Source organism: Streptomyces sp. NPDC046203, from assembly GCF_040646255.1.
Taxonomy (GTDB): domain Bacteria; phylum Actinomycetota; class Actinomycetes; order Streptomycetales; family Streptomycetaceae; genus Streptomyces.
The window spans coordinates 1-22,312 of sequence record NZ_JBEYZX010000055.1; the positions used below are offsets into that span (position 1 = coordinate 1).

The 22,312-nt window shown below is 70.3% G+C and carries 24 protein-coding genes; 8 read left to right on the plus strand and 16 right to left on the minus strand.

Going from position 1 to position 22,312, the window contains the following annotated elements:
• On the plus strand, nucleotides 1–648 hold a 648-nt coding region (locus ABZ990_RS27530), incomplete at its 5' end, for an acyl-CoA dehydrogenase family protein (RefSeq protein ID WP_361237036.1).
• Between the two features lie 98 nt (nucleotides 649–746).
• Here ABZ990_RS27530 and ABZ990_RS27535 read toward each other — a convergent pair.
• Nucleotides 747–2,123 (minus strand): LCP family protein, encoded by a 1,377-nt coding sequence (locus ABZ990_RS27535; RefSeq protein ID WP_361237039.1) that lies wholly within the window; start codon nucleotides 2,121–2,123, stop codon nucleotides 747–749.
• Between the two features lie 119 nt (nucleotides 2,124–2,242).
• On the opposite strand from ABZ990_RS27535, the gene ABZ990_RS27540 reads away from it, so the two are divergent.
• The gene (locus ABZ990_RS27540; RefSeq protein WP_361237042.1) at nucleotides 2,243–2,776 is read left to right on the plus strand and encodes an acyl-CoA thioesterase; all 534 of its coding nucleotides are present in this window, start codon (nucleotides 2,243–2,245) and stop codon (nucleotides 2,774–2,776) included.
• A 239-nt stretch (nucleotides 2,777–3,015) separates the two neighbouring features.
• On the opposite strand, the gene ABZ990_RS27545 is transcribed toward ABZ990_RS27540, so the two are convergent.
• From ABZ990_RS27545 to ABZ990_RS27585, 9 genes are all read right to left on the minus strand, one after another.
• Complete coding sequence (locus tag ABZ990_RS27545; RefSeq protein WP_361237045.1) at nucleotides 3,016–3,552, minus strand: GNAT family N-acetyltransferase; 537 nt, start codon at nucleotides 3,550–3,552, stop codon at nucleotides 3,016–3,018.
• Nucleotides 3,549–4,439: a hypothetical protein gene (locus tag ABZ990_RS27550; protein WP_361237048.1), complete on the minus strand. Its 891-nt coding sequence runs from the start codon at nucleotides 4,437–4,439 to the stop codon at nucleotides 3,549–3,551. The genes ABZ990_RS27545 and ABZ990_RS27550 overlap by 4 nt, the downstream gene beginning before the upstream one ends.
• Complete coding sequence (locus tag ABZ990_RS27555; RefSeq protein ID WP_361237051.1) at nucleotides 4,355–5,053, minus strand: hypothetical protein; 699 nt, start codon at nucleotides 5,051–5,053, stop codon at nucleotides 4,355–4,357. The genes ABZ990_RS27550 and ABZ990_RS27555 overlap by 85 nt, the downstream gene beginning before the upstream one ends.
• On the minus strand, nucleotides 5,050–5,457 hold the full coding sequence (locus tag ABZ990_RS27560) for a hypothetical protein (protein ID WP_361237054.1): 408 nt from the start codon (nucleotides 5,455–5,457) through the stop codon (nucleotides 5,050–5,052). Before ABZ990_RS27560 ends, ABZ990_RS27555 begins: the two co-directional genes overlap by 4 nt.
• 168 nt (nucleotides 5,458–5,625) lie before the next feature.
• On the minus strand, nucleotides 5,626–6,480 hold the full coding sequence (locus ABZ990_RS27565; RefSeq protein ID WP_361237058.1) for a helix-turn-helix transcriptional regulator: 855 nt from the start codon (nucleotides 6,478–6,480) through the stop codon (nucleotides 5,626–5,628).
• Between the two features lie 146 nt (nucleotides 6,481–6,626).
• Entirely contained in the window at nucleotides 6,627–7,139 is a 513-nt protein-coding gene (locus ABZ990_RS27570; RefSeq protein ID WP_361237061.1) for a DUF6879 family protein, read from the minus strand.
• The gene (locus ABZ990_RS27575) at nucleotides 7,090–7,374 is read right to left on the minus strand and encodes a hypothetical protein (RefSeq protein ID WP_361237143.1); all 285 of its coding nucleotides are present in this window, start codon (nucleotides 7,372–7,374) and stop codon (nucleotides 7,090–7,092) included. Before ABZ990_RS27575 ends, ABZ990_RS27570 begins: the two co-directional genes overlap by 50 nt.
• Before the next feature lie 173 nt (nucleotides 7,375–7,547).
• Nucleotides 7,548–8,741 carry a methyltransferase domain-containing protein gene (locus ABZ990_RS27580; RefSeq protein ID WP_361237064.1) on the minus strand — a complete coding sequence of 398 codons (1,194 nt, stop codon included), beginning with the start codon at nucleotides 8,739–8,741 and terminating at the stop codon, nucleotides 7,548–7,550.
• Nucleotides 8,742–8,748: 7 nt separating this feature from the next.
• Nucleotides 8,749–8,883 (minus strand): hypothetical protein, encoded by a 135-nt coding sequence (locus tag ABZ990_RS27585; protein ID WP_361237067.1) that lies wholly within the window; start codon nucleotides 8,881–8,883, stop codon nucleotides 8,749–8,751.
• A gap of 181 nt (nucleotides 8,884–9,064) precedes the next feature.
• Between ABZ990_RS27585 and ABZ990_RS27590 the strand changes: the two genes are divergently transcribed.
• Nucleotides 9,065–9,811 carry a helix-turn-helix domain-containing protein gene (locus tag ABZ990_RS27590; protein ID WP_361237070.1) on the plus strand — a complete coding sequence of 249 codons (747 nt, stop codon included), beginning with the start codon at nucleotides 9,065–9,067 and terminating at the stop codon, nucleotides 9,809–9,811.
• 3 nt (nucleotides 9,812–9,814) lie between these two features.
• Complete coding sequence (locus ABZ990_RS27595) at nucleotides 9,815–10,285, plus strand: NUDIX domain-containing protein (protein WP_361237073.1); 471 nt, start codon at nucleotides 9,815–9,817, stop codon at nucleotides 10,283–10,285.
• A 125-nt stretch (nucleotides 10,286–10,410) separates the two neighbouring features.
• Here ABZ990_RS27595 and ABZ990_RS27600 read toward each other — a convergent pair whose 3' ends face one another.
• Nucleotides 10,411–10,866: an ATP-binding protein gene (locus ABZ990_RS27600; RefSeq protein ID WP_361237076.1), complete on the minus strand. Its 456-nt coding sequence runs from the start codon at nucleotides 10,864–10,866 to the stop codon at nucleotides 10,411–10,413.
• Between the two features lie 257 nt (nucleotides 10,867–11,123).
• Between ABZ990_RS27600 and ABZ990_RS27605 the strand changes: the two genes are divergently transcribed.
• From ABZ990_RS27605 to ABZ990_RS27615, 3 genes are read left to right on the plus strand one after another with little or no spacing between them, the layout of a single operon-like run.
• Entirely contained in the window at nucleotides 11,124–12,011 is an 888-nt protein-coding gene (locus ABZ990_RS27605; RefSeq protein ID WP_361237079.1) for a helix-turn-helix transcriptional regulator, read from the plus strand.
• Entirely contained in the window at nucleotides 11,998–12,189 is a 192-nt protein-coding gene (locus ABZ990_RS27610; protein WP_361237082.1) for a DUF397 domain-containing protein, read from the plus strand. Before ABZ990_RS27605 ends, ABZ990_RS27610 begins: the two co-directional genes overlap by 14 nt.
• Before the next feature lie 37 nt (nucleotides 12,190–12,226).
• A complete protein-coding gene (locus ABZ990_RS27615) occupies nucleotides 12,227–12,418 on the plus strand; it encodes a DUF397 domain-containing protein (RefSeq protein WP_361237085.1) in 192 nt (63 codons plus the stop codon).
• Between the two features lie 55 nt (nucleotides 12,419–12,473).
• Here the strand turns inward: ABZ990_RS27615 and ABZ990_RS27620 are convergent, their stop codons facing one another.
• On the minus strand, nucleotides 12,474–13,934 hold the full coding sequence (locus tag ABZ990_RS27620) for an LCP family protein (protein WP_361237088.1): 1,461 nt from the start codon (nucleotides 13,932–13,934) through the stop codon (nucleotides 12,474–12,476).
• A gap of 351 nt (nucleotides 13,935–14,285) precedes the next feature.
• Here ABZ990_RS27620 and ABZ990_RS27625 point away from each other — a divergent pair, with 351 nt between their 5' ends.
• The gene (locus tag ABZ990_RS27625) at nucleotides 14,286–15,302 is read left to right on the plus strand and encodes a glycosyltransferase family 2 protein (protein WP_361237091.1); all 1,017 of its coding nucleotides are present in this window, start codon (nucleotides 14,286–14,288) and stop codon (nucleotides 15,300–15,302) included.
• A 178-nt stretch (nucleotides 15,303–15,480) separates the two neighbouring features.
• Here the strand turns inward: ABZ990_RS27625 and ABZ990_RS27630 are convergent, their stop codons facing one another.
• From ABZ990_RS27630 to ABZ990_RS27645, 4 genes are all read right to left on the minus strand, one after another.
• Nucleotides 15,481–16,965 carry an LCP family protein gene (locus tag ABZ990_RS27630; protein ID WP_361237094.1) on the minus strand — a complete coding sequence of 495 codons (1,485 nt, stop codon included), beginning with the start codon at nucleotides 16,963–16,965 and terminating at the stop codon, nucleotides 15,481–15,483.
• A 380-nt stretch (nucleotides 16,966–17,345) separates the two neighbouring features.
• Nucleotides 17,346–19,556 (minus strand): LCP family protein, encoded by a 2,211-nt coding sequence (locus ABZ990_RS27635; protein ID WP_361237097.1) that lies wholly within the window; start codon nucleotides 19,554–19,556, stop codon nucleotides 17,346–17,348.
• Between the two features lie 226 nt (nucleotides 19,557–19,782).
• Entirely contained in the window at nucleotides 19,783–21,069 is a 1,287-nt protein-coding gene (locus tag ABZ990_RS27640) for an LCP family protein (RefSeq protein WP_361237100.1), read from the minus strand.
• Nucleotides 21,070–21,529: 460 nt separating this feature from the next.
• Nucleotides 21,530–22,297 (minus strand): TIGR03089 family protein, encoded by a 768-nt coding sequence (locus ABZ990_RS27645; protein ID WP_361237103.1) that lies wholly within the window; start codon nucleotides 22,295–22,297, stop codon nucleotides 21,530–21,532.
• Nucleotides 22,298–22,312 lie beyond the last annotated feature (15 nt).

Genomic DNA, 22,312 nt, shown 5'->3' on the forward strand with positions numbered 1-22,312 from the left:
TTCTACACGGTGATGGCCGTCACCGACCCGGAGAAGCGGTCGAAGGGCATCAGCGCCTTCGTCGTGGAGAAGTCGGATGAGGGTGTGTCGTTCGGTGCGCCGGAGAAGAAGCTCGGGATCAAGGGCTCTCCGACCCGTGAGGTCTACTTCGACAACGTGCGGATCCCGGCCGACCGGATGATCGGTGCGGAGGGCACCGGGTTCGCCACCGCGATGAAGACCCTGGACCACACCCGTATCACCATCGCCGCGCAGGCCCTCGGTATCGCGCAGGGTGCGCTCGACTACGCCAAGGGCTACGTCAAGGAGCGCAAGCAGTTCGGCAAGCCGATCGCCGACTTCCAGGGCGTGCAGTTCATGCTCGCCGACATGGCCATGAAGCTGGAGGCCGCGCGCCAGCTCACCTACGCGGCCGCCGCGAAGTCGGAGCGGGTCGAGGGCGACCTCACCTTCTTCGGTGCGGCGGCGAAGTGCTTCGCGTCCGATGTCGCGATGGAGGTCACCACCGACGCCGTGCAGCTCCTGGGCGGTTACGGCTACACCCGTGACTACCCCGTCGAGCGCATGATGCGCGATGCCAAGATCACCCAGATCTACGAAGGCACCAACCAGGTCCAGCGCATCGTCATGGCCCGCAACCTCCCGTAGGCAGGGACTCACGCGGTCACGCGGTCACGCGGATACGCAGGAGCCCCCGGCACCGTACGGCGCCGGGGGCTCCTGCGTGTGTCGTCGGATCAGAGAGGTCAGCGGTCGGAGGTGACCGTCACCGGCTCGTCGTTCTGGATCTCCTTGACCAGCTGCTTCACCTTGGGCATGTCCCAGCGCAGCGAGTTCTGCGGGGCGGTGCCGCTCAGCGGCATGTTCATCGACTTGCCGTCGCCGCCGTTGATGCCCTTCATGGCGAAGAACATCTTGCCCAGGTCGTACAGGGACATGTCCTTGTCGACGATGAGGGTGTCCAGACCCGCGCCCAGCGTCGGGTACAGCTTGAACGGGTTGATGATCGTGCCCGGAGTCGCTGCCTGGTTGGCGAGCGCGGACAGGAACTTCTGCTGGTTCTTCGTCCGCTGGAGGTCGGACTGGGCGAACGCGTAACGGGTCCGGACGAAGGCCAGGGCCTGCTCGCCGTTGAGGGTCTGGGTGCCGGACTGGAAGTCGGCGCCGGACTTCTTGTCCTTGAAGCCCTTCTCGATGTTCAGCTCGACACCGCCGAGCGCGTCCACGATGTTCGCGAAGCCGGCGAAGCCGATCTCCGCGTAGTGGTCGATGCGCAGACCGGTGTTGAACTCGACCGTGCGGACGAGCAGTTCGGCGCCGTCCATCGCGTACGCCGCGTTCAGCTTGGAGCCGCCGCGCTCGCCGTACTTCTTGCCGGACTCCGAGCCCACGAACGACGGGATCGTCACCCACGAGTCACGGGGCAGCGAGACCATCGTGTTCCCGCTGGAGCAGGACGCGAGGATCATCATCGAGTCGGTCCGCTTGCCCTCGGCGGAGCCGGTGTGCAGCTTCTTCTTGTCCTCGGCCGTCATGCCCTCGCGGCTGTCGGAGCCGACGATCAGATACGTCGTGCAGGCGCCCTCCGCCGGGCGCTCGATGACCTTGGCCAGATCGACCTCGTTGCGCATCCGGGAACTGGCCCAGGCGTACGTACCGGCGCTCCAGCCGACGATCACGACGAGCGCCACGATCGAGCCGACCTTGATGCGCTTGCGCCAGTCCGGCGCGGGGCCCGGCCGGCCGCCGCCCGCGCCCGCCGGACGCGGGTCGTACTGCGGCGGGATGGTTCCGTGCCCGCCGCCGCGGTTGCCCCCGTGGCCGCCACCGGCCTGCGGGCCGCCGGGGTTGCCGCCGTAGACCTGTCCGTTGTTGTAACCGGAGTCGTATCCGGTGCCGCGCGCGTCGGTGTAGCTCTGCGGGCGCCCCTGGTCGTAACCCTGGCCGTAGCCCTGCTGGTGCCCCTGGCCGTACGCCGGGCCCTGCCCTCGGCCGCCCTGCTGCTGCGGCGGGACCTGGGAGCGCTGGACATGGCGCATCCGGCGGGCCCCCTCGGGCTGTCCGCTCGCGCCGCCGCGTCCGTATCCGCGGTCTTCGCTCCGCCCGTCGGGCCAGTCATTCATACGGTAAGTCTGCCGTCTGCCCGGCCCGCCCCGACAGGGCGGGTGCGGGATCGGGAACCCGCTGTTGCCAAGCTGATGCAAAACAGGGGTGTGTCGCGGCGGGGCATAAGGTAGAGGGCATGACAGATCAGGGCGACATCCCCGGCAAGCCGACCTCGGCTTCCCGTACCACTCTCAGCCACATCATGACGGCGCACGACACCAACCTCCTGGGCACGGTGCACGGCGGCGTGATCATGAAGCTGGTGGACGACGCGGCGGGAGCGGTCGCGGGCCGGCACTCGGGCGGTCCGGCCGTCACCGCCTCCATGGACGAGATGGCTTTCCTGGAGCCGGTCCGGGTCGGTGACCTGCTGCATGTGAAGGCCCAGGTCAACTGGACCGGCCGGTCCTCGATGGAGGTCGGCGTCCGGGTCATGGCCGAGCGCTGGAACGAGTCCACGCCCGCCACCCAGGTCGGCACCGCCTACCTCGTGTTCGCCGCCGTCGACGGCGACGGCAAGCCCCGCCCGGTCCCGCCGGTGATCCCGGAGACCGAGCGCGACAAGCGCCGCTACCAGGAAGCCCAGATCCGCCGCACCCACCGCCTGGCCCGCCGCCGCGCCATCAAGGACCTCCGCGAGCAGCGCGCGGCCGACGGCCTGGAGGACTGAGGCCCCCTTTTTTTATGCCTCGGTTCCCCTCCGGGGCGCCGGTGTCGGACTCACAGCACCGATCGTGCTCGGCCCACTCGTTCCTCGCGGGCCTGTGCGCGTTCGGCACTGTTCCCCCGACGCAGCCCGCTCCAAGACGACTTCCTGCTACCGGGCTGCCCCTCGGCTCTTTCCGGTAGAAGCATTCGACTGCGCGCCTGCGGTCTCGGGGCACGCCGTTCGGGGCGGCGGCCCGGCGGTCAAGGGAGGCGATCCGTCGAACTGCCGACGGCTGGTCGGCGCAGGCCGTAGACCGGATACGACACGGTGCCGTCCTTGCCGTCCTTGCCGAACAGGTCGACGGTGCCGGCTGGTGTGAAGCCGACCTTCGCGAGAACCCTGCCCGAGGCGGGATTCTCGGGGTGGTGCTTGGCCTCCAGGCGTTCCAGGCCGGCACCGGTGCCGGCACCGGTGAACGCGAAGGCGACGACCAGATGTGCGGCCTCGGTGGCGTAGCCATGTCCCCAGGTGTCCTCGCGGAGGATGTAGCTCAGGGTGCCGGTGCCCCGTTCGCGGACGCTGAGGGAGATGAGACCGACGAGGTCCTGGGCGTGGACGATGCCGAAGTCCCAACGGCTGCGGGATGTTTCGCCCGCTGCGGCAACGGCTCGACTGACGCGCTCGCGCGCGCGTTCGATGGTGAACGGACGGGCGTGGGTGAAGCGGACGGACGCCCCGCTGTATATACGTCGGACGGCAGGGATGTCGGCCGGGGTCAGCTCCCGGAGTGTGATCACCTGCCGGCGAGCATGTCGGCGACGGCAGCGGCCGTCGGCCGGTCTTCCGGGGCGGGCGCCAGGCAGGCGGTGACCGCGGCCTCGAACTGCGGGAACGACCACGGCCGGAACTCGGCGAGGGAGAGCGTTGTGCCCTTGGCGATGGCCCGCAGTTTCTCGGACCGGGCAACGTCGTCCTCGTAGGCGACAGGGGTGTATCCGGTCCAGCACCAGAACAGGGACGCGCCCAGGCCCCAGACATCGGCAGGCGGCCGGGCCTGAATGTGGGTGTCGGTGGGAGTGGCCAGGACGGCGGCGGCGATTTCCGGGGCGGTCGTGTGCGTAAGGGCGCCCCGGTACGGGAGGCGAGGAACATCGTCGGGGCCGCAGGCGAGGGCGTAGTCGACGAGTTCGGCTCGGCCGTCCCTTACGAGGGTGTTCATGGGCTGGATGTCGGCGTGGGCCCAGCCGGCGGCGTGCATCCGGGCGAGGCTGTCGGCCCAGGTGCGGGCGATCCGGAGAAGCCAGGGACGGACTGCGGGCCGGTCGCCTTCGGGGCCGCGGGCGAGGGCGAGCGTGCGCCACAGTGGAGTGCCGTCGATCCAGCGGACGGCGAGCCATCGGCCGCGGGTCCATGTGCCGGCGTCGATCCTGTATCCCGGGCCGAGGGCGCCAGTGGCGATGAGGCGGGTGACATGGTCGTCCTCCTGGGCGATCTCGGCGGCCTTGTCGCGGGCGGACTCGTCATCGGGGTTGTTCGCCTTGACGGCTGCGGCGCCGCGCGGGCCGCTGACCTTCCAGGCCCGCGAGCCTCGGCGGTCGCTCAGGAGGCGGGCCGTGCAGGGGCGGCCGACGTGGTTCTGGAGGAGGCTGAGGGCTTCGCTCGGGGGAGGTGGCGCTTCGACCATCGGCGGATCTCCTGCCAGTCGTAGGAAAGGTGCTGGTAGACGTCGCGGCCGTCGTCCTCGCCCGCCGCGAGTGCGGCGGCCAGTTCGGGCGTGGAGCGGAGGAACCGCGGGTCGCGTCCGCGTATGGCAGCCCGCACGGGGAGGAACGAGACCGGGGCTGCGGGGCTGCGCTCGCCGGACCGCGTGAGCTCCTCCTCCCCCGCGTAGAACTTGCCGAACATGATCCCGATCGGCCCGTACAGGTGCCTGAGGGCCCAGTACGGCCAGGTCATCAGGTCGCGGTGCCGGGCGCCCTGGGCATCACCCAGGAGGACGATGTTCTCGCAGAGCAAGGTGCCGTGTGGCCGCCGGATCAGGGGACGGAGCCGTTCGGCGGCCTGTGCGCCCGCGTGAAAGAGTTCGGCCTCGACAGCCTCGGCCTCGCCGTCGACACGGTAGACGGTCCACGTGGTGAAGCCGTGCTGGAGCGAGGCGGCCAGATACGGGCAGTGGGCCGTCATTCGCTGGGTGTACGCGGCGATGTCCACCGTGGTCGGCGTGGCGGTGCCGGCCTCGACGAGGCGGAGCGCCCCGGCGGTCGGCCGGGACGCTCCGTCGATGCGGGTGAGGGTCACCGCGTGGCCGGAGCGGCTTCGTCGTCCCCGTCACCGTCGCCGCCGGCCGGGGAGCAGTCCCACTCGGCCACGACGGCACCGGTCTCGCGGTAGCGGGCGAGCGCGGCCTCGTCGAGGATGCCCTTGGCGTCGGTGAACCAGATCTCGGGCAGCGCTCCGTACGCTTCCTCGTACGCGGCCACCCACGTGATCGGGCCGAAGCCCTTCACCTCGCGGTGACCCAGGACGGTCCCGGCGTGCTCGACGCTGAACGCGGTGTAGCCGGGGGTGCCGAGCAGCTTGTGCCACTCGGCGTCCACGGCCGGGGAGAACATCTCGGCGGGGGCCTCGCCCTTGTCGAATCGCTGCCGGGCGACGGCCAGGAAGCGGCCGAGTTCCCGGCGTTCGACGGTGGTCGTGCTCATGGTGGTGTTCCTCTCGACAGGAGGTCGGCGGGCCGCGGTGCGACGTGCGGACGCGAGGCGACCCGCCGCTTCGGCGGCTGCCCGGGGTCCTTCGGCCTCGGGTGGCAACTGCCAAGCTAGGAACACACCGTGCGTGGGCTCAATCAAGTTGCCGGTTCTTGCCCGCATTCACCTGAGGGAATCGATCGCCTTCAGCATCAGGGTGCGGGCCGCGGCACCGTGGACGGCCATGGACGCCAGTTGGGCGAAGGTGCGCTTGTAGTCGGCGATCTCGCTCGGCTGGGTGATCCGCAGGTAGCCGGAGGTCAGCTCGACGGCCACTTCGGCCTTGTCGAACATGTAGAAGTCCTCCGCGGGCAGTGAGGGGCGGCCGATGCACATGGGGATGATGCCCACGCTGACGTACGGCCTGGTGCTGACCGAGATCAGGCGGTCAAGCTGTGCGGCCATCTCCTCCGCGTTGCACACCGCTGCCCGCAGGACGTACTCCTCGATCAGCAGCCCGAACTCGTGACGCCCGGAGAACAGGGCCTGCTGCCGCTCCACTCGGGCCTGCACGGCCTGGTCCACGTCGTTCACGACGACGTCTCGGTCATGCTGGATGGAGCGCAGCACCGCGGTGGTGTACTCGCGGGTCTGCACCATGCCGGGCAGCACCCTGCTCGCGTAGACCCGGAACAGGCGGGTTCGCTCGTAGAGCGCGGTTACGGAGTCCTGCGCGGCCCGGAGCCCCGCACGCTCCATCTGCCGCCATTCGGTGTACATCGACTCGACGGCCCGGGCGGCGGCGATCAGGTCGGGGATCCGGTCCTCGGCCCCGCACGCGACGCACCAGCTTCTGATGTCGGCCTCGGACGCAGGCCGCGCCGCGCTTTGGATGCGGCTGGTCTTGGAGGCTCCCCAACCGCACTGGACAGACAGCTCCTCCCCCGAAAGTCCCGCATCTTTCCGGATGTTGGTCAGACGGTGGGCAAGGGCCTTGCGCGCCTCGGCGACGCTGGACGATGACGATGGAGACGACATGCGGATTGTCCGGTGAGGTGGACTGAGATCTGGACGGGCGATGAAGACCTTGCTCCGATCGTTCGGCTCGCACCTGAGGAAGGGGAAATACCGGTCCATCCGAAGCGGTGCGAGCCGGGCGTGACTTCAAGGTTTTCAGGTCACTTCTAGACCGCGTACTTCTCGTGCGGGATGGCCCGGTCCCAGACAGCCTCGAACGCCGTGACGGCCATCTTCACCGTGTCCGGGGCTTCCGTGAACTCGTGGCCTGCCCATTCGCCGGCGCCCGTGAACCAGTGGAACAGCACGAGGCGGTCATCGATCAACCACAGGTCATTGCCCGGCAGAGCCAGATCGGACGCGAGCCGACGCGGCAGCCAACGAACGGACTCGCCGGCAGCGACGTTGTGTGAGCCGGTCAGGGAGTGTTCCCAGCGGATGTAGTCGGTCACCGGCTCCGAGACCACCCGCGCCCGGCGCACCGCCACCCCGCGAGCGACGGTCCCTTCCACGAGGGAGCGCCACTCTCCATACGCGCTGGGCAAGCCGATCTCGCGACCCTCTCGCCAAGCCGCGAAGGCATCGTCCTCCATATAGGAGTCACGCATCTCCAGGTGGACCGCCGAGCGTTCAGCGCTCCTCAGCAACGCTCCGAAGTCCGGCACGTCGTTCTGCGGCATCGCACGCCTCCTTCAGGAACGGGATCATCCGGGACGGGATGCGTACCACGCCCTCGTGATCAGGCACGCCGACGCGATCACCGGGCACCCATTCCGTCTCGTCGATCTCGACCATCATCTCGGAGTCCGGTAGCCAGCCCTGGATGACGATCTCATCCTTCTCGTCCTCGAACCACACCGTCGGAGAGCCTCCATTGGGTGAGTTCGGATCCTTTCCGACGAACTTTAGAGCCACGATTCCCTCCCACAGCAAGCCAGTTGGCAATCCTTGCGCACGCTCCCCCTGCGGGAGGCAGCGGTCAAGACCGAGCGGCGTGATTGGCTCGATCAGCGCCTCTGGTCCGCCGAGGCCCGCCACCCTGACGCCCACCCCGCAGGGGCCGGGGCCAAGGAGCGCTCCGGCTTTCGCTACGCCGCAGGTCGGACAGGTGTGGGCACCGGGTGGTCGGGCCGGTCGAGCCAGGGCGTGTGCGTTCCGTCGGCGGCGACCGTCAGCCCGAAGCGTTCCGGTCCCGGTCGGCCCGCTTCCCGCCACCAGGTGTACGCCGTCTCCACCTCGCTCCAGAGCCGGCGCGGGCCGTGTTCCCACACCGTGAACCGTTCGCGGGTCCGGCCGTCCCAGTCGACCGCGGCCCAGGACGTGGCGTCCGTGGTGGCCAGCCAGAGCCGTGAGGCGACACCGTCCACGCCGGGGTCGTCGTGCCAGGCATGCCATACGTCTCGCGTCCGGAGCCCGACGGCGAACCGGGCCGCCCAGTCGTCCCCCGCGACCGCCCAGGGAGAGAGGTCGGTCGCGGACTCGTCGGGGACGTGTTCGTCCCGCACCACGTCCCGGAAGATCCGCAGGTCGGTGCGCTGATTGCGCATCAGCATGAACGCGGAGTGCGGGTGGAACCGGCCCGAGGCCGGACCTCCGGGTTCCACGACCAGGCGCACCAGCCCGTAGCAGGCCCACGGGGTCTCCCACGGCGTGAGGATCACCCCGCCCGGGCGGGTCTGCTCCAGCCAGGCGCGGGGCACTTGGCGCACGGAGCAGGTGGCGATGATCCGGTCGTACGGTGCGGACGCCGGGTGGCCGGCCGCGCCGTCCCCGTCGATCGCCCTCGGCTCCAGACCCGTGTGTTTCAGGTTCAGCGCGGCCTGTGCGGCGAGAGCGGGATCCACCTCGATCGTCGTCACGTTCCCGGCGCCCACGCGGTGGGCGAGGAGACCGGCGTTCCAACCGGTTCCGGTGCCCACTTCGAGCACCCGGTGCCCGGTCCGTACGTCCAGCATGCCGAGCATGCGGAACACGATCGAGGGTGCCGACGCCGACGACGAAGGCCACGGGTCACCCTCGCCGGGGTCGCGGCCGTCGTTGACCTGCGTCACCACCGAGCCGTCCGCGTAGGCCGCGCTCAGCCATCCACCGGGGTCGGTGTTCCGGTCGCACACGTCCAGCGCGGCACCGAGCCACACCCGATCCGGCAGGAACCGGTGCCGGGGCACCGCCCAGAAGGCTTCCTCCCAGGCGGGGGCCAACGGCTCCCCGAGATCCGCTGTCACCGCGCCGAGCAGACCACGCTTCGCGGTCTGCTCGGCCACCACCTCGCGATCCGTCACCTCGTCCTCACTTGCTCTTCTTGTGCTTCGGCTCGGGCTGGGGCATCTTCGAGTCCGACGACGGCTTGGCGGTCCCCGGATCCTTGTCCCCCGCGTGCTTCCCGTCGCCGCCGCTGCCACCCTTGCCTGTTCCCCATCCCATGGGTGCTCCCTTGTGGTTGCCGTTGTCAACGAAGGTGGTGCGATCAGTCCTCATGACCGATGCGCTTCGCGATCATCACGTCTGTCGTAAGGACGGAGGAACCTCCTCCAAACCCCACTTCGGGACGTCCCCTGTCCGGTAGAACGTCCCTGGGGCCGTCCCGAGGAGCAGGGGGAGACGCGTGCCGAACGAGAGACTGCGTGCCGTGATGGCGGATGGAGGCTGGACGTACTCCAGCCTCGCGGAGAAGGTCGACGTGGACCCCAAGTCCGTTGAACGATGGGTCAATCTCGGCCGCACGCCACGTCGCGGCACAGCCATGCGGGTGGCAGAGGCCCTGGGGGAGGACATGCACGCACTCTGGCCGGCACTCCGGCCGGTGCGTGCCGAACGAGCGGGTAGTACGGAACTCGTGGCGCTCTACGCGCAGAGGGCGGACACCCCCGTGTCGACGTTCGTCGACATGCTGGACCAAGCGCGTGAGCGAATCGATGTGCTGGTGTACGCCGCCCTCTTCCTGCACGAGACGTATCCCCGGCTCAACGATCTCTTGAGCAAGCGCGCCGCGGCGGGCTGCGCGATCCGGATCGCGGTGGGTGACGCCGGGAGCGAGAACGTCCGGGCGCGCGGCCGGGAGGAGAAGTTCGGCCACGGCATCGAGTCCCGCTGCCGGCTGGCACTCATGCATTACCGACCCCTGATCGGCGTGCCCGGCATCGACGTCCGGACCCACGGGACGACTCTCTACAACTCGCTCTACCGGGCCGATGACCACATGCTGGTCAACGCCCACGTCTGGGGGGTCACCGCGTACGGGGCCCCGGTGTGGCATCTTCGGCGAAGCGGTGACGGCGGCATGTTCGACACCTACGCCGAGAGCTTCGACGCGGTGTGGTCCACGGCGACGCCCGTACCGCACGAGGAGTGACCCATGGCACGGACCGAGTACTACGACGACCCGAACGCGCCCCGGCCGAACAGCATGGTCGTCGCGGCGTCGGCCGTCGTCACCGACGAGCGGGGGCGCATCCTGCTCCAGCGGCGGCGCGACAACGACCTGTGGGCGCTCCCCGGCGGGGGCATGGATCTCACCGACTCGCTTCCCGGCACGGCCGTCCGTGAGGTCAAGGAGGAGACCGGCCTGGACGTGGAGATCACGGGCCTGGTCGGTACGTACACGGACCCGCGGCACGTCATCGCCTACACGGACGGCGAGGTGCGCCGGCAGTTCAACGTCTGCTTCACCGCGCGGATCACCGGCGGAGAACTGGCGATCTCGGACGAGTCGACGGAACTCCGGTTCGTCGCGCCGGATGAGCTGGACGGGCTGCCGATGCACCACACGCAGCTCCTCCGGCTCCGCCACTTCCTGGAAGGGCGCGAGCGGCCCTATCTCGGCTGAACCCGCCGGTGCCAGGCCGGTGTTCCGGGCGGTGGTGAGCTGAAGCGGCGGCCCGTTCTCCCCGTCCGCCGCGTTCAGCGTCAGCGCCATTCGCGGGCCCAGGCCCCAGCCGGCCGAGCCGAGGGTCACGAGGGCCGGTCGATCCGCAGGATCTCCGCCCACACGAACTTTCCGAACGGCCGGTCCTCGCAGCCCCACATCCCCATGCACAGCGCGTCGAGGATGAACAGGCCGCGTCCACGCGTGCTTTCGTCGGACACGGGCCGGTGCGAAGGGTACCGACGCACGGGGTCGTGCACCTCCACGCGCGTTCGCCTGTCGTCGCTGTGGAGGACGACCTGGATCTGGTCGCCCGGCTCGGTGCCGTACCGGTACGCGTTGGTGACCAGCTCGCTCGTCACGAGAACGACGTCGTCGAGGTGCGGCGCCGGAGCTTGTGGCGAGTTGTAGCCAAGGAATTCTCGAGCGAACGCGCGCGCATGCGCCGCGACTTGAGGGTCGCTCGCCAGCAGCAAGGTGGACGGAGGGCCGTCAGGAGGCGGGCAGAGAGCCACGGGAACGGCTGGTGGAAGGTCGATCATGCGGATTCCTCACGGGCAAGTGCCCCGCACTGCCGACGACTTGGGTAAGGGGAGCGCGGCAAACGCGGGCAGAATGATCGCTCACGGAGAGTGCATGTCCACAGTGCACGGCGTGACGAGAGCTGTGCAAGACTTCATGGCGTTGTACCGCTCAGAAGGTGTCGAACGGATGTCCTGCACTGCGCGGCGAGTGCCGGACGGCTTTCATCGTGAGGGGCAAAAGTCCTTCATACTGAGGACACGGCAAAGGAGTTGGGATGGCTGACGGCCCGACCGGATCGACAGTTCCGCGTCGTCAACTGGGACGGAATCTCCGAGATCTACGCAACCGAGCGCGCCTGACCGTGCGCGCGGCGGCGAAGAAACTGGAGTGGTCCGAGGCGAAGATGTGGCGCATCGAGACGGGTCAGACTCCCTTGCGGAGCCTGGACGTCCAGGCGATGTGTCTGGTGTACGGCGCGCCGGCGGATCTCACCGAGGCCCTGATGGGGCTCGCGAAGGAGACCAAGGCGCGGGGATGGTGGCACGCCTACGGTGACGTGATCCCGGATGGGTTCGATGTCTACGTGGGACTCGAAGAAGCCGCCGAATCTCTGTCGTTGTACGAGAGCGACCTCGTTCACGGGCTGCTGCAGACGGATGGGTACGCGCGCGAGGTCATCCGTACGCACATCCGTGGGATCAGTGAAGCGGAACTCGATGGGCGTGTGCGGCTGCGCATCGAGCGGCAGGCACTTCTGACCCGAGCCACCGACCCGACGGTGTTGCGGGTCGCGCTGGGCGAGGCGGTGCTACGGCGTCCCGTCGGCGGTCCCGAGGTGATGATGCGGCAGCTCGCCCACCTGGCCTACGTCGCAGGGCTGCCGAACATCTCGATTCGAGTCACGCCGCTTGCTGCCGGTCTGCACTCGGGAGTCGTCACGGGCTCCTTCGTGATCCTCCGGTTCCCGTTGACCGGTGACGGGACGGCCACTGAGCCGCCGACGGTCTACGCGGACGGGTACACCGGCGGCCTGTACCTGGACAAGGACCGGGAGGTGCAACAGTACGACGCGGCCTTCACCGACATCTGGGAAGCATCGCTCGATGAGCAGGCGTCGCTGCGCCTGATCTCTGAAGTGGCTGGGAGTTATGGAAAAGGTTGAGAACGCCGAGTGGTTCAAGTCGAGCCACAGCAACGGAAACGGCTCCTGTGTCGAGGTGGCGCACCTCGGCGGCGCTGTTGCCATGCGGGACAGCAAGGTGGAGTCTGGGCCCGTCGTGACCTGTGGGGTTGAAGGATGGCGCGCATTCATCGGAAGTGTGGTTGAGCGCGGTCTGTAAGCGTCGCTGCGCCTGATCTCTGAGGTGGCTGGGAGTTATGGAAAAGGTTGAGAACGCCGAGTGGTTCAAGTCGAGCCACAGCAACGGAAACGGTCAGTGCGTCGAGGTGGCCCACCTCGACGGCGAGATCGCCATGCGGGACAGCAAGGTCGACGCCGGGCCCGTCGTGACCTGTGCGCTCGACGGCTGGCGCGCCTTCATCGACGGCGTGGCCCACGGCGGGCTCTAGGCCCGTACGCACGCGCCCCCGAGCGGCCCCAAGCCACTCGGGGGCGCGTCGCGTTCTACGGACACACCACCTGGTCCCCGCGCACCGCCTCCGACGCCCCCGTTCCCGCACCCGACGATCCCGCCCCCTGCCCCGCCCCCACTTCCGGCGTCCGCGTCCGCACCGGAGTCACGCCCTTGTAATCCGCGCCGACCGTCACCTGGAGCGTGGCGCCCTGGCCCGCGACGGGTTGCAGGGTGGCGCCGGGGAGGGCGGCGGCGAGGGTGCGGGCGGAGCGGTCCCAGTGCGGGTCGAAGGCGACGACCGTGCCTGCCTGGTTGTGGGTGCTCTGCCGGGTCTGCGGGTCGCGGGTCGTGTCGAAGCCGGTGGCGCGCAGGGCCGCGTCGGTGCGGGCGCCGAGGCCGGCGGTGTGGGTGCCGTTGTAGACCTGGACCCGGACGGTGGACGGGGCGACCTCCACGGTCACCGCCCCGGGCCGCGCCCCCTCGGCCCCCTCGGCCGGCGCGGCAGAGGAGGCAGAGGGAGCCGGGGAGGCCGGTGCGGCGGCGGCGGTCGCCAGCGGATGGTCCTCGCGCAGCGACTGGAACAGTTTCTGCGCCTTCCCCGCGTCCCACTTCACCGTCGACCCGATCCCCTTCACCTGGAAACTGGCATCGCCGAGCGGCACGGACGCGAACTCCGACGACGCCGGGGTGAAGCCGCGCATCGCCTTCGCGAGCGACAGCAGCTGCTCCGTACCGAAGCCCTGGTCCGCCCGTACGGAGTTCAGCATCGTCGTGGCGACCTCCCGGAACCGCACCGGGTTCAGCAGCACCCCGCCGCTGGTCACACGGTCGACGAGCGCCGCGACGAACTTCTGCTGGCGCTGCATCCGCCCGAGGTCGGCGGCCCCGTCGACATGGCGGGACCGTACGTACTGGAGCGCCTGCCCGCCGTTCAGCTCGTGCGTCCCGGCCGGCAGGTCGAGACCGGTGAACGGGTCCTTCATCGGCGTGGTCGTACAGATCCGGACACCGCCGACCGCGTCGACGGTCCGCATGAAGCTGGTGAAGTCGACCTCCAGATAGTGGTCGATCTTCACACCGGTCATCGCCTCCACGGTCCGTACGGTCAGCCCGGGCCCGCCCTCCGCGTACGCGGCGTTCAGCTTCACCGGGTGCGCGTGGTGGATCTTGCCGGTGGTGAGGTCGGTGTGCTCGGGCATCTCGGCGTACGAGTCGCGCGGCAGGGACACGACGCTCGCGCGGTCCCGGTCCTCGGAGAGGTGGACGAGCATCACGGTGTCGGTGCAGTGGCAGGGCTCGCCGCCGAGCCGCCACTCCTGACGCTCCTCCGGGGTGATCCGGGCGCGTTCGTCGGTGCCGACGAGCAGGAAGTTCAGCCCGTGCCCGCCCTGCGGCCGGTTCTTCATGTCCTTGAAGGGGTCGACCCGGGTGAGACCGGTGTCCAGGCCGGTGAACAGCGCGTGCCCGAACCCCCCGGCGGCGAGCACCACCACCGAGAGGGTGGTCGCCACCCGCGTCCCCCAGGCCGGCTGCCCCGGATGCCTGACCCGACCCCGCCCCCGCTCCCGACCCTGTCCCCGCTCCTGAACCCGCCCCGTCCGCCCCTCTGCCCGCTCGTCCTCCCACCCCAGCTGCCGCGCCCCTGCCCGTGTCCCTGTCCGCGTCCCTGGCTGTGTCCCTGTCCGGGAGGCCGGTGCGGGGCGGGCGGTGGACCGGGTCGGACGGGGCGGAGTGGGCACGAGGGACACCTCCGTTGGTACGACAAGCGGATCCCGAGCACCGTAGGCCCCGAGATCAGCGCCGTCCCGCAGCGACCCGGGGGCGCGCGACCGTATCCCCCATTCGCGGTAACGTGGCCGACGATGAACGCCAATCCGCCTGTTTCCGTGATCATGCCGGTCCTCGATGAGGAGCGGCATCTGCGCAACTCGGTCCGTCACATCCTGGCGCAGGAGTACGACGGCGAGATGGAGGTGGTGATCGCGCTCGGCCCGTCCACGGACCGTACCGACGAGATTGCCGCCGAACTCGTACGGGAGGACCCTCGGGTCCACACCGTGCCGAACCCCACGGGCCGTACCCCCGCCGCGCTCAACGCCGCCATCAAGGCCTCCCGCCACCCGATCGTGGTCCGGGTCGACGGCCACGGCATGCTGTCGCCCAACTACATCGCCACCGCCGTCCGCCTCCTGGAGGAGACGGGCGCGATGAACGTCGGCGGCATCATGCACGCCGAGGGCGAGAACGCCTGGGAGGACGCGGTCGCCGCCGCGATGACCTCGAAGATCGGCGTCGGCAACGCCGCCTTCCACACCGGCGGCAAGGCGGGCCCGGCGGAGACGGTCTACCTGGGTGTCTTCCGGCGCGAGGCGCTGGAGCGGCAGGGCGGCTACAACGTGGAGTTCATCCGCGCCCAGGACTGGGAGCTGAACTTCCGCATCCGCGAGGCCGGCGGCCTGATCTGGTTCTCGCCGGAGCTGCGGGTGCAGTACCGGCCGAGGCCGTCGGTGCGCGCGCTGGCCAAGCAGTACAAGGACTACGGCCGCTGGCGGCACGTGGTGGCCCGCTACCACGAGGGCTCCATCAACCTGCGCTACCTGGCCCCGCCGGCCGCCGTCGTCACAATCGCCGCCGGTCTCCTCGTGGGCGCGACGCTCACCCCGGTCGGCTTCGTCGTCCCGGCGGGCTACCTCGCGGCGATCGTCGCGGGCTCGATCCCGGCGGGCAAGGGCCTGTCCCTGAAGGCCCGGCTCCAGATCCCGGTGGCGCTGGCGACCATGCACATGTCCTGGGGCTTCGGCTTCCTGACCAGCCCGCGCGCGCTGGCCCGGAAGGTCATCGCGAGCAAGCGCCCGGCGGTGAAGACCGAGACGGTCTGACCCCCGTCCCGCGCACCTCACCGTCCCGCGCACCTCACCGTCCCGCGCACCTCACCGCCCTGCGCACCCCACCACCCGCGCACCCCACCACCCCACTTCCGTACGGCGAAAGGCCGGGCCCCCTCCCACCGAGGGGGCCCGGCCTTTCGCCGTACACGCGCGCCGGCGAGCGGGAGCGTCAGCTCGTCCCGTCCCACCGGTAGACCGAGTAGACGTCCATGCACTCCGTCTTGTCGTCCGCGCCCTCCGGCAGGTCGCCGTCGTTGATCTGCGGCTTCTTGTAGACGGTGCCGGTGCGCCAGTCGGAGCCGACGACGAGCGTGATGGTCACGGTCTTCGCGTCGCCGTGGACGGCCGAACCCGGCAGACCGAGGGCCTTCGCCACGGACTCGGCGTTCGCCTTGGCCTGGTCGCCGCCCGACTTCGGGTAGAGGACCGCGGTGTCCTTGCTGCCCTCGCCCTCCCGGGTGGCCTCGGCCCGGGTGAAGCCCTTGCCCTGGAGGGTCGTCGCCAGCGCGGAGGCGCGGCCCGGGGTGGCCGGCTGCCCGTCGCCGCTGGTGCCGTTGACGACGGTGACGGAGAAGGCGCCGGGCGCCTCGGGCTCGGTCTTCGGCTTGTCGGAGGCGTCGCCGTCGCCGTCGCCCTTCGGCTTCTTCGGCCCGCCGTTCTTGTCGAAGGCCACGTCGTCGCGGACCATCGCGAACATCTTGTCGGCCGCCGACGGAACCAGCGACAGCCACGAATTCGGCTTGGGCGGGTAGGGCACCGTCGGGACGGTGGTCGTGCTCAGCCGGTCGAGCTTCACGTTCTTCAGCTGCATCGACAGATTGAAGAGCTTCGACACGGACTTGATCTCGTCGGAGACCTGGATGGAGTTGGTGGCGGTCTCCGCGAGGCCCATGAGCCGGCCGGTGTCGGTCCAGGCGTTCTGCTCCTGGAGCTTCTTCATCATGCCGTTCAGGTACATGTGCTGGGCCTTGGCCCGGTTCTGGTCACTGCCGAACGCGTGCCGGGTCCGCAGCCACTGGAGCGCCTGCTTGCCCTGCACCTCGGTCGTGCCCGCGGGGATCTTCAGACCGGAGCCGCCCTTCTGCTGAGGCGTCGACCGGTCGTACACCCCGGTCTTCACACAGACGGGCACACCGCCGATCTCGTCGGCCATGGACACGACACCGGCGAAGTCGACCATCATCCAGTGGTCGATGTAGACCCCGGTGAGCTTCTCCCAGGTGGTGAGGGTGCAGCCGGGGCCACCGCGGGTCAGCGTCTCGTTGATGGGCTGGTTGGTCGTCGCCGGGTACGTCGTGCCGTCGGTGTCCTTGCACTCCGGGATCGGGACGACGGTGTCGCGCGGGACCGAGACGATCGACGCGTTCTTCCGGTCCCCCGAGATGTGCAGCAGCATCTGCACGTCGGCCCGCGGCTTGTCCTTGCGGATGTCCTTTCCACCGCCCAGGGCCACGTTCGCGTCGCTCGACCGGTCGTCGGAACCGAGCAGCAGGATGTTCAACGGCGTATTGCCGAGCGCGTCCGGCGCGGCCTTCTTCACACCGCTCTCGCCGCCCGCGCGGCTGCCGCCGCGAAGGTTGTTGTTGAGGTGCTGGTAGTACAGGTATCCGGCGCCGGCCGTACCGAGTATCAGCACCGACAGGGTGATGGCCACCCAGCGGAATATCCGGCGCTTTCCGGACTTCTTCGTCTTGGCCCGTCGCCGCGCCCTGCCGCCACCACCGGCTCCGCCGCCGCCACCATGGCGGTGCGCCGAGCGGCTCGTGCCCTTGCCTCCCCGGTCACGCGCACCGCCGTCCTTGGCACGACGGGATCGGGGCGCGCCACCGTCCGGGCTTCCGCCCGGGCCGGTGTCATCACCCCCCTCCTCGTACGCGCGGTCGTCCCACTCCGCACTGCGGGCGTGCGGGGCGCGTTCCCGCGCCCCCTCCCTGCGCACGCTACTGCGTCCCACCCCAGGTCTCCCTCGTCACTGCAGATGCCGCGCCCCAAGGCCCGGGGGTCGCCAACAGGCGGCCCGGGATTGCCACTTGGCTACTTGGCGCACACCTGTTTGTCTGCTGTCTGCGCACCGTCCGGCGCCTTCGCCGATCCGGTGAGGGGCACCCCCGCGCCCTTGAAATCGGAACCGAGGACGAGCGTCATGGGCTCGAGTTCCCCCGCGTCCTGTGTGCCCGGCTTGAGAGCCGAGGCGGGCAGGCCCATCAGATCCGCGAGTTTGCGGGCCTGGGCGGCCTGGTTCGGTGCGTACGTGAGCGTGGTCTTCGCTGCCTTCTCGGGGGCGTTGGACTTGTTGGTGGACCGCGTCACGCCGTGTTCGTTCTGGAGCCAGTTGACCGTGGACTGGGCCGCGCCCTGGATGCCACTGCCGTTGAAGACGTCGACCCGGACCTCGCGCTCGGTGGCGCGCTCCCCCTCCAGAAGCTTGGCCTGGGCCTTGACCTGCGCGTTCTTGGCGTCCTTCTCCTTCTTCTTCACCTCGGTGAGCGAGGTGTCGGACTTGAGCATCGAGTACAGCCGGGGCGCCTTGACCGGGTCGGGTACGACCGTGACCGGACGCGGCTCCGCCGGGTTGTCGATGACCGGCAGCGTGGTGAACGTGATGTTCTTCGGGTCGATCTTGGCCAGCTCGCCCGCGAGGGACTTCAGCTTGCCGATCGTGCCTATCCCGCTGTCGACGGTGAGGGCGTTGGTGGCCGCGTCGGCGAGGTCGTACAGCTTGGTCGGCGACGTCAGCGTGTCGTTCGACTTCATCTCGCGGATCATCGAACTCAGGAACTGCTGCTGGACTTTGATGCGGTCCAGGTCGCTCTCGTTGCCGAAGCTGTGACGGGTACGGACGAAGGCGAGGGCCTGCTCGCCCTCGATGGTGGACTCGCCGACCGGCAGCTTGAGATGCGACTTCGGGTCGTCCACCGGCTTGGCCAGACAGACCTTCACACCGCCGACGGCCGTGGTCATCTCCTTGACGGCGTTGAAGTCGGCCATCATGAAGTGGTTCATGGTCAGGCCGGTGAGCGCCTTGACCGTCCGCATGGTGCAGCCCGGGTCACGCTCGTCCTGGCCGAGACTGGTGTTGAAGCGGACCGCGTTCGTCCCCGGAATCGTCTTCAGGGAGGCGTCGGGCATCTTCGTCTGGCACTCGGGGATGTCGGTGACCAGGTCCCGGGGGATGGACATCGCGGTGGCGTTCGTCCGGTCCTCGGAGACGTGGAAGAGGATCGTGGTGTCCGCGTGGCCCGGGCTGTCCTTGTCGCCGTAGCCGGAGTTGCCCTTGCCGGTCCGCTTGTCGGTGCCGATGAGCAGGATGTTGAACGGCTGGCCCTCCTGGAAGCCCTCCGCCGTGCCGCCCGCCACCTCGATGGTGTTGATGTTGTTGTTGAAGTGGTTGTACAGCGCGTACGCGCCGGCGGCGCCGCCCACCAGGACGAAGGCCATCGTGCCGCCGGTCCACAACAGGACCTTCTTCTTCGTGGACTTCTTCTCCGGCCGGCGCTTGCGGCGGCTCGCGGCGGTCTGTCGGCCGCTACCGCCACCACCGGCGGGCTCGGGCGCGCGGCGACGGCGCTGCCCGGGGACGGTCGGAGCGGCGGCGGGGGAGTCGGCCGGGTCGGCCGGGTCGGTCTCGCGGGTCCGCTCACGGGCGGTACGGCCGGCGGTGCGTCCGGCGGCACGGCCGGAGGCGCGCTCGGAGCCGGTCTCGGGACCGAAGTCGGAGGCGGGGCCGGAGTCGAAGCCAGGGCCGGAGGCGAGGCCGGAGTCGGCCTCGGGGCCGAACTCGGAACGGCCGCCGGGGCCCTGCTCGCCACCCCTGCGGCGCCTGGCGCCGGTGCCGGGGCCGGGGACAGGGGCGGAGGGGCCGGGGACGGCACCCGGGACGGGGCCGGGGGCGGAGGGGCCGGGGACGCGCTCGTACGCCTGCCCCTGCGCCTGCACCTGCCCCTGTGCCTGTGCCTGGTCGTAACCCGGGGCGTACCCCTGGGCGTAGCCCGGCGCGTGGCTCTGCTCGTAGCTCTGCTCGTACCCCTGGTCGGGGAGTTGCCCGGGTGCGTGCGGGTGTGACCGCTGTCCGGGCGGGGTCGTGCCGCGCGGTGCCGAACGACGCGGCCGGGGCGGTCCCGCCGGGCCGGGCTGCTGCTCAGCGGAGTGGTCCAGTCGCAGTTCGTAGTTGCCGGTCTGCGGGTTGAGGACCCACTGGTCGGCGGGGTCGATCTCCTCCGCCCCTCCACGGCTGTGCGCGTCCACGGTTCCTCGGTCCTCCGTCGGTGCCACGCGAGGCGCCTCCCCCTCGGGCGCTCGGTCTGGTCCATCGAGTGCGCGACCATGCGGCCGGTAGCACCGGATCGCGTCACACTATCCGGCCAGTTCAGCGCGGGGCGACGTGCGTGACAAATTCCACGTCCCTTACACCTGGGCAATCTGCCCATACCTCATCCGCCACGGCCCTCCCCTTGGCCGCTTCTTTGCACAGTCAGCAGCTCTGGGCGGCGTTCCGGCCCGCGAAGGAGGGCGTCGGGGACGGGGCGGCGAGGGGACCCGGGGCGGCGGCGGCACCCATTCCGGCCCCGTTTCCCGGGCCGTTTCCGGTCACGTTCCCGGTCGCGGTCTTGCCCCGGGAGTCGTCCCCGGGTCCGCTCCCGGGGCCGTTCCCGGAGTCGTCCCCAGGCGCGCCCCTCGAACCGCCCCTCGAACCGCCCCTCGAACCGCCCCCGGTGGGGGACGGGTGCACGGTCACGGGCAGATCGGAGCGCAGCCGCGCGAAGAGCCGGTCCGCCGCGGGCTGCACCAGCTGGTCGCGGTTGGGGTCGTTCACATACGGCTCGCGCGGCACCGTCAGGAACTGCACCCGGTCGGTCGGGACGGACCGCATCGAACGCGAGAGCCCGTACAGATCGCGCAGCGAGGCCAGCCCCGGATCGGTGGTGAGCGACCTGGTGGCCGCGTCCAGCACCGGATACAACTTGGCGGGATTGAGCAGCACACCGTCGCTCTGCACCTTGTCGACCAGGGCGCCGAGGAACTGCTGCTGGCGGTCCATCCGCTCGGTGTCGCTGCCGTCGCCCAGCGTCTTGCGGGCCCGTACGAAGCCGAGCGCCTGCTCGCCGCGCAGGAGCTGCCGGCCCGCCGGCAGCTTGAGCCGCGCGTCGCGGTCGTCGATCGGCTCCTTCAGGCAGACCGTCACCCCGTCGACGGCGTCGACCATCTCCTTGAAGCCGCGGAAGTCGACGACCACGAAGTGATCGATCCGGATGCCGGTCAGCTTCTCCAGGGTGCGGATCGTGCAGGCCGGCCCGCCGACCGCGAAGGCCCAGTTGAACTGGGCGTACTGCGCCGCCGTACGCGTCCGGTCCGGCCGCGCGCAGCTCGGGACCCGCACCATCAGGTCGCGCGGCACGGACACCGCCGTCGCGCTCGACCCGTGCGCGGCGATGTGCAGCAGGATCGTGGTGTCGGACCGCTGGCCCTTGACCCGCCCGTACTCCGAGTTCCCGGCGCCGGCCCGGGAGTCCGAACCGATCAGCAGGAGGTTGCGGGCGCCGCGGACCTCCGCGGCCGGCCGCTCCTTCTCGTACGCGCGCAGCTCGGCCTCGGCGGCCGCGTCCGCCGTGATGTTGGCGTTCAGCTTCCGGTAGACCCACCAGCCCACGCCGGCCGCGACCAGCACCAGGAGGGCCGTCCCCAGCGCCGTCCAGCGCAGCCAGTGCCGCGGCTTGCGTCCGCCACCCGTCCCCGTGGGCGTGTCCGCGCTGTCCGTCACGTCTGAGTCCGTCCTCGCTGGCGTCCGCTGCGCGCCGGGAGTCCGTCGTCATGCAGGGCTAGACGGCCGGATCCCGGGCTTGGTTGTGCGGAGGACTGCACTCCGCTCCCGGCCGATCATGACCCGCCCGCCCTCCGGTTACGCGGGTACGCGGCGCGTCGATGGGCCGTACGGGTGGAGGGAAGGGCGGACCGGCATATGACAGCGGTGCGAGGGGGGTACGGCGCGGACGCGCGCGTGGGGGCGGCGGAACCGGGAACGGCCCCGGCCGTCAGGCATATGACAGGAATGACAGGAACGACGGAAACAACGGGAGTACGAGCGCACGCGCGCGCGGGGACGGCGGATCCGCGAGGACGGCGGAACCGGGAACGGCCCCCGGGGCAGCCTCAAGACGGCCCCGGGAACAACGTCAGCCCGCCGACCCGCCGACCCGCCGACCCGTCAGCCCTCCGGTCGCTCAGCCCGCCGGCCGGACGGTGACCCGCTCGCTCTCCACGCGCTTCGCCAGGCTCTCCGGCGCCAGCTGGTCCAGGTTCCGGCACAGCACGACCGACCCGCCCGCCGCGAGCGGCGCGTACAGCCCGGCCGAGAGCCCGGCCCAGCTGTCGTACGCGCGGTCCGACAGCACCCGCAGACCGGCGCCGTCGCCCGCCGTGGCCGCGAGCTTCGCCGCGTCCGCGCGGGCCCGGTCCACGAGCTGCGCGCCCGTCAGCTCCATGCCGTCGACGACGAGGGCCGGCTCGTCCGGGTCGACGGGAACGAACGGCGCGAACCGGTCGCCCTGCCCCGGCACCTCGACCGCGTAGTCCGCGTATCCGGCGGGCGGCTGGGGGAAGCGGCGGCCGAGCGGCGCGAGGGAGAGCGCGATCCGGTCCCCGGAGCAGGCCAGGCCCGCCTCCAGGGCGTCGGGCCCGGCGACGACGTAGTCCGCGCCGGCCGGATCGCCGCCGATCTCGGCCGTCACGCCCACCGATGAGCAGGCGAGCAGCCACACGGCGGTCTGCCAGTGCGCGGGCAGCAGCAGCGCGAGCCGGTCGCCGGGGGAGGCGGACAGCTCGCCCTGGAGCAGATTGGCGGTCTTCGCCACCCAATTGGCGAAGGTGGCCACGGACAATTCCACCCGTTCACCCGTGGAGTCGTCGTAGAAGGTGACCAAGGGGCGGGCCGGGTCCGCGGCGAGCGCGGATCGCAGCAGGTCGGCGGGGGTGCGGTCGCTGGCATTCACGCGGGCAAGCGTACG